We start from the raw sequence: 13,709 nt of genomic DNA on the forward strand, positions 1-13,709 counted from the left end.
GTCGCGGGGCGCGGCCGCACCGGCGGTGCGCCGCGGTGGTGCAGGCGGGGCCTACTTGGTGGTGTTCGCGTCGGCCACGGCCAGCGCCGTCATGTTGATGACGCGGCGCACGGTGGCGGACGGCGTCAGCACGTGGGCGGGCTTGGACGAGCCGAGCAGGATCGGGCCGACGGTCACGCCGTTGGCGCCGGTCATCTTCAGCACGTTGAACAGGATGTTGGCGGCGTCCAGGTTCGGGCAGATCAGCAGGTTGGCCTCGCCGCTCAGGCGGCTGTCGGGCAGCGCGTTGCGGCGCACGCTCTCGGACAGTGCGGCGTCGCCGTGCATCTCGCCCTCGCATTCCACGTCGGGCGCCATCTGCATGAACAGGTCGCGCGCGGCGCGCATCTTGCGCGCCGAGGCGCGGTCGGAGCTGCCGAAGTTGGAGTGCGACAGGAAGGCCACCTTGGGCGGCAGGCCGAAGCGGCGCACCTCCTCGGCCGCCATCATCGCGATGCGGGCCAGCTGCTCGGCCGTGGGGTCCTCGTGCACGTTGGTGTCGGCCACGAACAGCGTGTACTTGTCCAGCGTCAGCGCGTTGACGGTCGCGAAGCCCGGGCCGCCGGCGTGCTGCGTGCCCAGCAGCTGGTACAGGATCTTCAGGTGGCTGTCGAAGCGGCCGACCAGGCCGCACAGCATCGCGTCGGCGTCGCCCAGGTGCACCATCAGCGCGGCGATCGTGGTGTTGGAGCGGCGCAGCATGGCCTTGGCGGCCTCCGGCGTGACGCCGCGGCGGCCCATCAGGCCGTGGTAGGCCTCCCAGTACTGGCGGAAGCGCGAGTCGTTCTCGGGGTCCACGATCTCGGCGTCGGTGCCCAGCTTCAGGTGCAGGCCGGCCTTCTTGACGCGCATCTCGATGATGTCGGGCCGGCCGATCAGGATCGGCCGGGCCAGGCCTTCGTCGACGGCCAGCTGGGCCGCGCGCAGCACGCGCTCGTCCTCGCCCTCGGCGTAGGCCACGCGCTTGTGGACGGCCCGCTTGGCGGCCGAGAACACCGGCCGCATGAACATGCCGGTGTGGTAGACGAAGCGCGTGAGGTGCTGGGCGTAGGCCTCCAGGTCCTCGATCGGGCGCGTGGCCACGCCGGAGTCGGCGGCGGCCTTGGCCACGGCCGGCGCGATGCGCAGGATCAGCCGCGAGTCGAACGGCGTGGGGATGATGTAGTCGGGTCCGAAGGACAGCTGCTTGCCGGCGTAGGCGTTGGCCACTTCCTCGCTGATGTCGGCCTTGGCCAGCTCGGCGATCTCGCGCACGCAGGCCAGCTTCATCTCCTCGGTGATCTTGCTCGCGCCGCAGTCCAGCGCGCCGCGGAAGATGTACGGGAAGCACAGCACGTTGTTGACCTGGTTCGGGTAGTCCGACCGGCCGGTGGCGATGATGCAGTCCGGTCGCACGGCCTTGGCCAGCTCGGGGCGGATCTCGGGCTCGGGGTTGGCCAGCGCCAGGATGATGGGCTTGTCGGCCATGGTCTTGACCATGTCCTGCGTCAGCACGCCGGCGGCCGAGCAGCCCAGGAACACGTCGGCGCCCTGGACCACGTCGGCCAGGGTGCGGGCCGAGGTGTCCTGCGCGTACTTCTCCTTGGAGGCGTCCAGGCCGCCGGGGCGGCCCTGGTAGATCACGCCCTTGGAGTCGACCGCGTAGACGTTCTCGCGCTTGACGCCCAGGCCGACCATCACGTCCAGGCAGGCGATGGCGGCGGCGCCGGCGCCGGAGACGGCGATCTTGACCTTGCCGATGTCCTTGCCGACCAGCTCCAGGCCGTTGATCAGCGCGGCGGCCGAGATGATGGCCGTGCCGTGCTGGTCGTCGTGGAACACCGGGATGTTCATGCGCTCGCGCAGCTTCTTCTCGATGTAGAAGCACTCGGGCGCCTTGATGTCCTCCAGGTTCACGCCGCCCAGCGTGGGTTCCAGCGCGGCGACGATGTCGACGATCTTGTCCGGGTCGCGCTCGGCCAGCTCGATGTCGAACACGTCGACGCCGGCGAACTTCTTGAACAGGCAGCCCTTGCCCTCCATGACCGGCTTGGAGGCCAGCGGGCCGATGTCGCCCAGGCCCAGCACGGCCGTGCCGTTGGTGACCACGCCGACCAGGTTGCCGCGCGAGGTGTATTCGGCGGCCTTGGACGGGTCGGCCTGGATGTCCAGACAGGGGTAGGCGACCCCGGGCGAGTAGGCCAGCGAGAGGTCGCGCTGGTTCATCAGCGGCTTGGTGGGGGTGACGGAAACCTTGCCCTTGGTCGGCGTGCAGTGGTATTCGCGCGCAGCATCGCGCAGGGCCTGTTCGGCCGGGGACAGTTCTTTGCTCACGTAGGCTCCTCGAAAGAAATTCGCGGAGCGGAGACTACTCCATGCCGGCGCGCGTCCCGGCCCGGCGGCATAGGGGATTACCAGTTGTCCGTATACGCCTGGCGTGATAGGGCGGCGCCGCGCGGGCGCGGACAATGCCCGCCATGCCCCTGCCGCAGCCGCTGCTCGACGAATGCCTGGACCGCCTGGCGCGGGAGGACGGCGTGCTGGTGCAGGTGGCCTCCACCCAGGGCTCGGCGCCGCGCGAGGCCGGCGCCTGGATGGCGGTCTGGCGCGGCGGCACCACGGCCACCATCGGCGGCGGGCAGCTGGAGTTCCAGGCCATCGCGGCGGCGCGCGCGCTGCTGGACGGGCAGCCCGGCGCGCCGGCGCACGACGCCGTGCTGCGCTATCCGCTGGGGCCGAGCCTGGGGCAGTGCTGCGGCGGCGTGGTGTTCCTGCGCTACCGCCGCATCGCCGCGGCCGACGCGCCGGCGCTGCGCCGCGCGCTGACGGCCGACCTGGCGCCGGTCGCGCTGTTCGGCGGCGGCCACGTGGGCGCGGCCATCGTGCGGCTGCTGGCCACGCTGCCCTACGCCGTGCACTGGATCGACAGCCGCGACGGCGTGTTCCCCGACGGCCTGCCGGCCCAGGTGCAGGCCGAGCACAGCGAGCCGGTGCAGGCCGCCGTCCCCGCGCTGCCGGCCGGCGCGCGCGTGCTGATCATGAGCTTCAGCCACGCTGAGGACCTGGACATCGTGGTCGCCTGCCTGCAGCGCCTGCGCGCGCGCGGCGACCTGCCCTACGTGGGCCTGATCGGCAGCAAGACCAAGTGGGCCACCTTCCGCCACCGGCTGCTGGCGCGCGGCTTCGCCGAGGAAGAACTGGCGCGCATCACCTGCCCGATCGGCGTGCCGGGCATCACCGGCAAGGAGCCGGCGGTCATCGCCGTGGCGGTGGCCGCGCAGCTGCTGCTGCAGGCGCCGCCGCTGGCATAGCCATTGCTGCATTGCCTTCCGGGTTTACCCGGGGCTCGCATACGGCTTCGCGCATATGCACTATGGTGGTGCCGGTATGCCGCGGCCGGCGGGAACCGTGACGATCCACCCCCGGGCCGCACGAGGTCCGCATTCCCACGATGACGCAGCCCATGAACGACGACACCCAGCCCATCCGCTTCTACCACCGCGGCGAGATCGTGCAGGTCCAGGGACCGCAGACCACGCGCTCGGTGCTGGACTGGCTGCGCGAGGATGCGCGCTGCACCGGCACCAAGGAAGGCTGCAACGAGGGCGACTGCGGCGCCTGCACCGTGGTGCTGGGCGAGCTGGACGGGCAGGGCGCGCTGCGGCTGGAAAGCCGCAACGCCTGCATCCAGTTCCTGCCCACGCTGGACGGCAAGGCGCTGTTCACGGTCGAGGATCTGCAGGAGCAGTGCGCCGGCGCCGCGTTGCACCCGGTGCAGCAGGCCATGGTGGACTGCCACGGCTCGCAGTGCGGCTTCTGCACGCCGGGCTTCGTGATGTCGCTGTGGCAGTGCTACGAGCAGCACCAGGCGGCCGGCACCCGGCCCACGCGCCAGCAGCTGGCCGACGGCCTGTCTGGCAACCTGTGCCGCTGCACCGGCTACCGGCCCATCCTCGATGCCGGCCAGCACATGTTCGAGCTGCCGGCCGTGCGGCTGGACCGCGCCGCCGTGGCCGCCGCGCTGCACGGCCTGCGCCGGCCCGCCGGCCTGCACTACGCCGCCCCGCTGGCCACGCGCGAGGGCACGCGGACCGACCACTTCCACGCCCCGGCCACGCTGGACGAGCTCGCCGCGCTGCGGCTGGCCAGGCCGCAGGCCCGGCTGCTGGCCGGGTCGACCGACATCGGGCTGTGGGTCAACAAGCAGTTCCGCGACGTGGGCGAGCTGATCTACCTGGGCGGCGTGGCCGAGCTCAAGCGCATCGAGGAACGCGGCGGCGAGCTGTGCATCGGCGCCGGCGCCAGCCTGGAGGACGCCTGGCGCGCCCTGGCGCAGCGCGCGCCGGCCCTGGCGGAGGTGTGGCTGCGCTTCGCCTCGCCGCCGATCCGCCACGCCGGCACCATGGGCGGCAACGTGGCCAACGGCTCGCCGATCGGCGACGCCCCGCCGATCCTGATGGCGCTGGACGCGCAGGTCGAGCTGCGCCAGGGCGCCCGCGTGCGCCGCCTGCCGCTGACGGACTTCTACCTGGACTACATGAAGAACGCGCTGGAGCCCGGCGAATTCGTGCAGGGCCTGGCCGTGCCGCTGGCGGCCTTCGCGCGCCAGGTGCGCGGCTACAAGATCAGCAAGCGCTTCGACTGCGACATCTCGGCCCTGTGCGCCGGCTTCGCGATCGAGCTGGACGGCGGCACCGTGCGGAGCGTGCGCCTGGCCTACGGCGGCATGGCTGCCACCGTCCGGCGCGCCGCCCAGGCCGAGGCCGCGATCGCCGGCCGGCCCTGGACCGAGGACACCGTGCGCGCCGCCCGGCAGGCGCTGGCGCAGGATTTCAAGCCGCTGTCCGACATGCGCGCCAGCGCGGCCTACCGGCTGCAGGTCGCGCAGAACCTGCTGCAGCGGCTGTGGCTGGAGACGCGCGCCGGCGATCCGCTGCCGGCCAGCGCTACCAACGTGTTCAGCGTGATGCCGCACGCGGCGGCCTGACCAAGGAGCGCACCATGAACAAGCCCGTCCCCGAGCACCTGCTGCAGCCCGCGCAGCCCTTTGCCGACTACCGCGCCAACACCGCGCTGCGCCTGGACCCGGCGGCCGAGGCGCGCGCCCACGAGGCCGGCGCGCGCGTGGGCATCAGCCGCCCGCACGAATCGGCCGCGCTGCACGTGGCCGGCGGCGCCACCTACATCGACGACCTGCCCGAACTGGCCGGCACGCTGCACTGCGCGCTGGGCCTGTCGCCGGTGGCGGCCGGCCGGCTGCTGGGCATCGACCTGGAGGCGGTGCGCGCCATGCCCGGCGTGGTGCGCGTGCTGACGGCCGCGGACATCCCGGGCGCGAACGACTGCGGTTCCATCGTCCACGACGACCCGATCCTGTGCGACGGCGAGATCCGCTACCTGGGCCAGCCGGTGTTCGCCGTGGTCGCCGCCACGCGCGAGCAGGCGCGCCGCGCCGCCGCGCTGGCCAAGCAGGTGCTGCGCGTGGAGCCGGCCAAGCCGGTGCTGACGCCGCGCGAGGCCCATGCCCAGGGCCGCTACGTGGTGCCGCCGATGCACCTGGTGCGCAGCAGCAGCGGGCTGGACGAGGCCGGCATCCGCGCCGCGATCGCCGCCGCGCCGCACCGCCTGACCGGCAGCCTGGACGTCGGCGGCCAGGAGCAGTTCTACCTGGAAGGTCAGATCAGCTACGCGCTGCCGAAGGAAGGCGGCGCCGTGCACGTGCACTGCTCGACCCAGCACCCGAGCGAGATGCAACACCTGGTCGCGCATGCGCTGCACCTGCCGGCGCACGCGGTGCAGGTGGAATGCCGGCGCATGGGCGGCGGCTTCGGCGGCAAGGAGTCGCAGTCCGGGCTGTTCGCCTGCGTGGCGGCCGTGGCGGCCACGCTGCTCAGGCGCCCGGTCAAGCTGCGGCTGGACCGTGACGACGACTTCATGGTCACCGGCCGGCGCCACTGCTTCTGGTACGAATACGACATCGGCCACGACGGGGACGGCCGCATCCTCGGCGCCACGGTCAGCATGGTCTCGCGCGCCGGGCATTCGGCCGACCTGTCGGCGCCGGTGATGACGCGCGCGCTGTGCCACTTCGACAACGCCTACTGGCTGCCCGAGGTCGCCATGCACGGCTACTGCGGCCGGACGAACACGCAGAGCAACACCGCCTTCCGCGGCTTCGGCGGCCCGCAGGGCGCGATCGCGATCGAGTACATCCTGGACAGCATCGCGCGCCGCCTGGGCCGCGACCCGCTGGCCGTGCGCCGCGCGAACTTCTACGGCATCGGCGAGCGCAACGTGACGCCCTACCGCCAGACCGTGCAGGACAACATCGTCGCCGAGCTGGTGGACGAGCTGGAGGCCAGCAGCGACTACCAGGCGCGCCGCGCCGCCGCCGCCGCCTTCAACGCCGCCAGCCCGGTGCTCAAGCGCGGCCTGGCGCTGACGCCGCTGAAGTTCGGCATCAGCTTCAACGTCAAACACTTCAACCAGGCCGGCGCGCTGGTGCACGTCTACACCGACGGCTCGATCCTGGTGAACCACGGCGGCACCGAGATGGGCCAGGGCCTGAACACCAAGGTGGCCCAGGTGGTGGCGCACGAGCTGGGCGTGGCGTTCGAGCGCGTGCGCGTAACGGCCACCGACACCACCAAGGTCGCCAACACCTCGGCCACGGCCGCCTCCACCGGCGCCGACCTGAACGGCAAGGCCGCGCAGGACGCGGCGCGCCAGATCCGCGAGCGGCTGGCCGCCTGCGCCGCCGCGCGCCACGGCGGCGCGGCCGCGGACGTGCGCTTCGCCAACGACAAGGTGCTGGTGGGCGGCCGCGAGCTGGGCTTCGACGTGGTCGTCGGCGAGGCCTACCTGGACCGCGTGCAGCTGTGGTCCGACGGCTTCTACGCCACGCCCGGCCTGTCCTGGGACAAGGACACGATGACCGGCCGGCCGTTCTACTACTTCGCCTACGGCGCGGCCGTCAGCGAGGTCGTCGTGGACACGCTGACCGGCGAGTGGAAGCTGCTGCGCGCCGACGTGCTGCACGACGTCGGCAAGTCGCTGAACCCGGCCGTGGACATCGGCCAGGTCGAGGGCGCCTTCATCCAGGGCATGGGCTGGCTGACCATGGAGGAACTGGTCTGGCACCCCGAGACCGGCCGGCTGACGACGCACGCGCCCAGCACCTACAAGATCCCGACCGCCAACGACTGCCCGCCGGTGTTCAACGTGCGGCTGTTCGACCGCCAGAACGTGGAGGACTCGATCCACCGCAGCAAGGCCGTCGGCGAGCCGCCGCTGCTGCTGCCGTTCTCGGTGTTCTTCGCGATCCGCGACGCAGTGTCGGCCGCGGGCGGGCACCGCGTCGATCCGCCGCTCGCGGCCCCGGCGACCAGCGAAGCCATCCTGCGCGCGCTGGCCGCCGTGCAGCCGGACTGAGAACGTGTGATGCGCGCCGTCGCGCCGCAGGCCGCCGGCCCGGCCCGGGCTGTCGCGCAGGGCGAGCAGGCGCTGTTCGACCGCATCGACCTGCACCTGATCCGCGTGCTGCACACGGTGCTGACCGAGCGCAGCGTCTCGCGCGCGGCGGTCCGGCTGGCCATGCACCAGCCGGCGGTCTCCAGCGCGCTCAAGCGCCTGCGCGAACTCTCCGGCGATCCGCTGCTGGTGCGCAGCGGCGGGCGCATGGTGCCGACCGACGCGGCGCTGCGCATGGTCGAGCCGGCCGCCAGCATCCTGCGCGCGGCCGAGATGCTGTTCACCGAGGCACGCAGCTTCGACCCGCAGACCTCCACCGCCACCTTCCGCATCGCCGCCAGCGACTACCTGGACCCGCTGTTCCTGCCGCGGCTGGTGGCCGAGGTCAAGCGCCAGGCGCCGCTGGCGCGCATCGAGATCCATGCGCTCTCGCGCGAGGCCGACTACCGCGCCCAGCTCGCCCAGGGCGAGGTGGACCTGGTGATCGGCAACTGGCTGGAGCCGCCCGAGGACCTGCACATGGCGCGCCTGTTCGGCGACGAGGTGGCCTGCCTGGTCAGCCGCAGCCACCCGGCCGTGCGCCGCGGCTGGGACCTGGCCGAATGGCTGGCGGCCGAGCACATCGCGCCCATGCCCACGCACCCGGGCGCGCGCGGCATCATCGAGCAGATGCTCGACCAGCTGGGCCACCAGCGCGCCATCGCGGCGCGCTGCGCGCACTTCGGGCTGATCCCGGACATGGTGGCCGGCAGCCTGCTGGTGCTGACCACCGGCCGCCAGTACTGCGAGCGCGCCGCGGCCCGGCTGCCGCTGGCCGTGCTCGACTGCCCGGCGCCGCTGCCGCGCCTGCTGTACTACCAGCTCTGGCATGCGCGCACGCACGCGTCCAGCGCCGCGCGCTGGCTGCGCGAACGCACGAAAGGCGTCGCCGCCACGCTGCGCCCGCCGGCCGCCCCCTGATTCCAACCCCCAACGACAGACCAACGGAGACCCCATGAACTGGACCGAACGCGTGTTCAAGCTGCAGGAACACGGCACCACCGTGCGCACCGAACTGGTGGCCGGCCTGACCACCTTCCTGACGATGGCCTACATCATCTTCGTGAACCCCTCGATCCTGGGCGACGCCGGCATGCCCAAGGACGCGGTGTTCGTGGCCACCTGCCTGATCGCGGCGCTGGGCACCACCATCATGGGCCTGTACGCCAACTACCCGATCGCGCTGGCGCCCGGCATGGGGCTGAACGCCTACTTCGCCTACGTGGTGGTGCTGAAGATGGGCTTCACCTGGCAGGCCGCGCTGGGCGCGGTGTTCGTCTCGGGCTGCCTGTTCCTGGCGGTGACGCTGTTCGGGCTGCGCGGGCTGATCATCCGCGGCATCCCGCATTCGCTGCGCTACGCGATCACGGTGGGCATCGGCCTGTTCCTGGCGCTGATCGCGCTCAAGAGCGCCGGCATCGTGGCGGCCTCGCCGGCGACCTTCGTGACGCTGGGCGATCTGCACACGCCGCCGGTGGTGCTGGCCGTGCTGGGCTTCGTGCTGATCGCGGTGCTGGACAAGCTGAAGGTGCCCGGCGCGATCCTGATCGGCATCGTGGCGGTGACCATCGCCTCGTTCTTCTTCGCCGGCAACGAGTTCCGCGGCATCTTCTCGGCGCCGCCCTCGATCGCGCCGACCTTCCTGCAGCTGGACGTGAAGGCCGCGCTGACCGGGGGCATCCTGAACGTGATCCTGGTGTTCTTCCTGGTCGAGCTGTTCGACGCCACCGGCACGCTGATGGGCGTGGCCAAGCGCGCCGGCCTGCTGGTGCCGGGCAAGATGGACCGGCTGAACCGGTCGCTGCTGGCCGACAGTGGCGCCATCTTCGCCGGCGCGCTGCTCGGCACCTCCAGCACCACCGCCTACGTGGAGAGCGCCGCCGGCGTGCAGGCCGGCGGCCGCACCGGGCTGACCGCGCTGACCGTGGCCGTGCTGTTCCTGGCCTGCCTGTTCATCGCGCCGCTGGCCGGCGTGGTGCCGGCCTATGCCACCGCGCCCGCGCTATTCTTCGTGGCCTGCCTGATGCTGCGCGACCTGACCGAGCTGGACTGGGACGACACGACCGAAGTCATCCCCGCCGCCGTGACCGCGCTGACCATGCCCTTCACCTACTCGATCGCCAACGGCCTGGCGTTCGGCTTCATCGCCTACGCGGCGCTCAAGCTGTTCACCGGCAAGGCGAAGGAGGTGCACTGGATGGTCTGGATCATCGGCGGCGTGTTCCTGTTCAAGTTCATCTACATCGGAGGCCATTGACGCCATGAACGCCTACCGCGCAAGCCTGCTGCGCTTCACGCCCGAGGGCCGACCGCTGTTCGACGAGGACGGCCTGCTGGTCGCCGGCCCCGACGCCGCCGGCGTGCAGCGCGTGCTGGACGCCGGGCCGTTCCGCGCGGTGGCGGCCCGCCATCCGCAGGCGGCCGTCACGCACTGGCCCGGCCGCCTGATCGCGCCGGGCTTCATCGACATGCACCTGCATTTCCCGCAGACCGACATCATCGGCGCGCCGGCCGATGGCCTGCTGCCCTGGCTGGAGAACTACACCTTCCCGGCCGAGGCGCGCTTCGCCGAGCCGGCCCACGCGTCCGAGGTCGCGACCTTCTTCTTCGACGAGCTGCAGCGCCACGGCGTGACCACGGCGCTGACCTTCTGCACCTCGCACCCGGCCTCGGTCGATGCCTTCTTCGGCGAGGCGCGCAAGCGCGGCCTGCGCATGATCGGCGGCAAGGTGCTGCAGGACCGGCACTCGCCCGACGGCGTGCGCGACGCGACCGAGCAGAGCCTGGCCGACACCGAGGCGCTGATCGGCCGCTGGCACGGCCAGGGCCGCCTGGGCTACGCGATCACGCCGCGCTTCGCGCCGACCAGCACCGACGCGCAGTTGCGCGGCGCCGGCGAGCTGGCCGCCAAGTACCCCGACACCTGGATCCACTCGCACGTGGCCGAGAACAGGGACGAGGTGCGCTGGGCGCGAGAGCTGTTTCCGCAGGCGCGCTCGTACCTGGACGTCTACGGCGGCTTCGGGCTGATGCGCGAGCGCGCGGTCTATGCGCACTGCATCCATTTCGACGACGCCGACCGCGCGCTGATGCACGACACGAAGACGGCCGCGGCCGTCAGCCCGACGAGCAACCTGTTCCTGGGCAGCGGCTTCTTCGACTTCGACGGCGCCCAGCGCCAGGCCATGCGCCACGGCCTGGCCAGCGACGTGGGCGGCGGCACCAGCTTCAGCCCGTTCCACACCATGCTGGCGGCCTACTACGTCGGCCGCGAGGGCCAGACCAAGCCCGGGCTCAGCCTGTCGCCCTCGGAGCTGTGGTGGCGCCACACCGGCGGCGCCGCGCAGGCGCTGGGCCTGGAAGGCGTGATCGGCAGCCTGCATCCGGGCAGCGAGGCCGACTTCGTGGTGCTGAACCCCGAGGCCACGCCGCTGCTGGCGCGCAAGGCGGCGCGGGTGCAGAACCTGGAGGAGCTGCTGTTCGCGCTGATCGTGCTGGGCGACGAGCGGGTGGTGGAGCGGGTGGTCGTCGCCTGATGAGTATTGGCAGCAGACGTTGCGCATCTTCGTGGTCGGCCGCGTTCGATTGCCACACACAGGTGCCACTGTCCGGTGGTGTGGCTGCATTCGCTCTGCGGCCGGGCCGGCAATCCGGACTCCGCATGCTGTCGGTGGTGGGGCGGTTCAGGTGTCTGCCGATACCCGTGTCAGCTTCGCGTCGCGTTGTTTGCTGGCTGTTCGACCGGGAATAGACGCCCAGGATTGAAGACGCCCTGCGGATCCAGGGCGCGCTTGATGTCGGCCATCAGCCGCAGTTCGAGCGCTGTCTTGTAGCGGGCGTTGTCACTCATCTTGAGGGCACCGATACCATGCTCCGCCGAGATCGATCCGTTCAGGCATGACACGACTTCGTAGACGAGCGCCGACAGCTTCTTTTCTCCAGCGCGGAAGCTCGCATACTCCGCCGCGTCCGCACCACGGCGCGGTGAGATGTTGTAGTGCAGGTTGCCATCTCCCATGTGTCCGAAAGAAATAATGCGTAGGCTCGGATCCTTGGCCGTGATCGCGGCGCGCGCTTCCTCGATGAACTGCGGGATGCGCGAGATCGGTAGCGAGATGTCATGTTTGAGATTCTCGCCCTCGCGCGCCTGGGCCTCCGCCACGTGGTGGCGCAGTGCCCAGAAGCTGTCGGATTGGCTCAGCGAGGTGGCGACTGCCGCATCGCTGACGATGCCGGTTTCCATCGCTTCTTCCATCAACGCCTGGAAGTTTTCGGTGGCGCGTTCAGCGCTCGTCGGATCACTGCTTTCCAGCAGTACGTAGAAAGGCGAATCGACCTGTAGCGGTTTGCGGCATGGCGAGTTGCGCTCGATCACGTCTACGCATTCCGCGTCCAGCAGTTCAAAGGCCGTGAGCGTCGCGGCCAAACGGCGCTGTGCCAATTCGAAGAGCTTGAGCGCAGCGAACGCCGTGGGTACCGCGGCGAAGGCCGTCATCTGGGCCGCCGGCTGTGGGTACAGCTTGAGCGTTGCGGCCGTGATGATGCCTAGCGTCCCCTCCGAGCCAATGAAGAATTGCTTGAGGTCGTAGCCCGTGTTGTCTTTGCGCAGGCTGCGTAGGCCGTTCCAGATGTGTCCGTCGGCTGTCACCACCTCCAGGCCTAGACACAAATCGCGTGCGTTGCCGTAACGCAGCACCTGGATGCCCCCGGCGTTCGTGGCCAGGTTGCCTCCGATGGTGCAACTGCCCTCTGCACCGAGGCTCAGAGGGAACAGCCGGTTCGCTTTGCGTGCTGCTTCCTGGACGTTGGCCAGGATGCATCCGGCTTGTACGGTCAGCGTGTTGTTGAGCGGATCGATCTCCAGCACGCGTTGCATGCGCTGCAGCGACAGCAATACGCTCTGTCCGGTTTCGTTGGGCACGCCACCACCGACCAGGCCGGTATTCCCGCCCTGAGGTACGACGGCCATGCGGTGGGTTGCGCACCAGCGCACCACGGCCGCTACGTCTGTCGCGCTGTCCGGTAGCACGACTGCCAGTGCGCGGCCTGTGAAGCGTCCTCGGTAGTCGGTCAGGAAGGGCGCCATGTCGTCGGTGTTGTCCAGCAGGCGGCCGGAGAAGGCGGCTCGCAGGCTGCCGAGATCAAGCGGGTTGTCCATGGCGATGCTCAGTCGAGTGAGGCACCCGAGGCTTTGACCACGGCACCCCACTTCCTGTGTTCAGAGACGATGAAGGCTTGGAAGTCCGCCGGGCCCTTGATCAGGCGTTGCGCCCCGAGTTCCACCAGTCGCTTCTCGAAGGCTGGCTGGTTGGCGATCCGCTGGATACCGGCATCGACTTTGTCGATGATCGGCTGCGGTGTGCCGGCTGGCGCGAGCACGCCGAACCAGGATCCCAGTTCGAAGTTGGGGAAGCCCGACTCGATCATGGTGGGCACGTCGGGCAATTGCATGGTCCGCATGGCGCTGGTGACGGCCAGTGCGCGCAGCTTGCCGCTCTGGATGTGCGGCAGCGAGGTCGGTAGGTTGTCGAAGATCAAGTCGAACTGTCTGCCCATCAGGTCGGTCAAAGCCAGCGCACTGCCGCGATAGGGCACGTGTGTCATGTCCAGTTTGGTTATGGACTTGAACAGTTCGCCAGATAGATGAATGGACGAGCCCGCGCCCGAGGAAGCGAAGGTCAGGGGGTGTTCTCTGCCGTTGGCGACCAGTTCCGAGACGGTGCGGGCAGGGTTCTTCTCGTTGACCACCAGCACGTTGGGCACCGAAGCGATCAACGTGATCGGGGCAAAGTCCTCCAGCCCGAAAGAGATCTTGCGGTAGATGCTGGGGTTGATGGCCTGCGTGCCCACCGTGCCCATCAGCAGGGTGTATCCATCGGGTGCAGCCTTGGCCACCGCATCGGCAGCCAGGTTGCCACCTGCGCCGGGTTTGTTGTCCACGAGCACGGGTTGGCCCAGCAGCTTGGCCAGGTCCGGTGCGATCAGGCGTGCGACGATGTCGGTGTTGCCTCCAGCAGCGAACGGGACGACCAGGCGAATGGGCCGGTCAGGCCAGGGGGCCTGTGCCCAGGCCATCGGCTGGCCCATCAGGCCGGTCAGGACAAAACCTGCGCCCAGGGCGCTGCGCAGAAGCAGGGAGCGGCGAGAAGTGAAACGCAACATGAATAGTCTCCTTGAGGGTG

At 70.4% G+C, this 13,709-nt stretch carries 9 protein-coding genes; 6 read left to right on the plus strand and 3 right to left on the minus strand.

Going from position 1 to position 13,709, the window contains the following annotated elements:
• Positions 1-51: 51 nt before the first annotated feature.
• Complete coding sequence (locus QM782_RS15055) at positions 52-2,352, minus strand: NADP-dependent malic enzyme (RefSeq protein ID WP_415203716.1); 2,301 nt, start codon at positions 2,350-2,352, stop codon at positions 52-54.
• 143 nt (positions 2,353-2,495) lie between these two features.
• Between QM782_RS15055 and xdhC the strand changes: the two genes are divergently transcribed.
• From xdhC to guaD, 6 genes are all read left to right on the plus strand, one after another.
• Positions 2,496-3,329, plus strand: coding sequence for a xanthine dehydrogenase accessory protein XdhC (gene xdhC, locus QM782_RS15060; RefSeq protein WP_415203717.1), 834 nt, complete (start codon positions 2,496-2,498; stop codon positions 3,327-3,329).
• A 152-nt stretch (positions 3,330-3,481) separates the two neighbouring features.
• Entirely contained in the window at positions 3,482-5,005 is a 1,524-nt protein-coding gene (gene xdhA / locus QM782_RS15065; RefSeq protein WP_415203718.1) for a xanthine dehydrogenase small subunit, read from the plus strand.
• A gap of 14 nt (positions 5,006-5,019) precedes the next feature.
• Positions 5,020-7,449, plus strand: a complete 2,430-nt coding sequence (gene xdhB, locus QM782_RS15070; RefSeq protein ID WP_415203719.1) for a xanthine dehydrogenase molybdopterin binding subunit — start codon at positions 5,020-5,022, stop codon at positions 7,447-7,449.
• Between the two features lie 9 nt (positions 7,450-7,458).
• Positions 7,459-8,448 carry a LysR family transcriptional regulator gene (locus QM782_RS15075; protein WP_415203720.1) on the plus strand — a complete coding sequence of 330 codons (990 nt, stop codon included), beginning with the start codon at positions 7,459-7,461 and terminating at the stop codon, positions 8,446-8,448.
• A 34-nt stretch (positions 8,449-8,482) separates the two neighbouring features.
• Positions 8,483-9,784, plus strand: a complete 1,302-nt coding sequence (locus QM782_RS15080; RefSeq protein WP_415203721.1) for an NCS2 family permease — start codon at positions 8,483-8,485, stop codon at positions 9,782-9,784.
• 4 nt (positions 9,785-9,788) lie between these two features.
• Positions 9,789-11,063 carry a guanine deaminase gene (gene guaD / locus QM782_RS15085; RefSeq protein ID WP_415203722.1) on the plus strand — a complete coding sequence of 425 codons (1,275 nt, stop codon included), beginning with the start codon at positions 9,789-9,791 and terminating at the stop codon, positions 11,061-11,063.
• Positions 11,064-11,233: 170 nt separating this feature from the next.
• Here guaD and QM782_RS15090 read toward each other — a convergent pair whose 3' ends face one another.
• Both QM782_RS15090 and QM782_RS15095 read right to left on the minus strand, forming a co-directional pair.
• Positions 11,234-12,685, minus strand: coding sequence for an FAD-binding oxidoreductase (locus QM782_RS15090; RefSeq protein WP_415203723.1), 1,452 nt, complete (start codon positions 12,683-12,685; stop codon positions 11,234-11,236).
• Positions 12,686-12,693: 8 nt separating this feature from the next.
• Entirely contained in the window at positions 12,694-13,689 is a 996-nt protein-coding gene (locus QM782_RS15095; RefSeq protein ID WP_415203724.1) for a Bug family tripartite tricarboxylate transporter substrate binding protein, read from the minus strand.
• Positions 13,690-13,709: the final 20 nt, after the last annotated feature.

The sequence above is a fragment of the Pseudorhodoferax sp. genome (assembly GCF_047601025.1).
Lineage (GTDB): Bacteria > Pseudomonadota > Gammaproteobacteria > Burkholderiales > Burkholderiaceae_C > Pseudorhodoferax.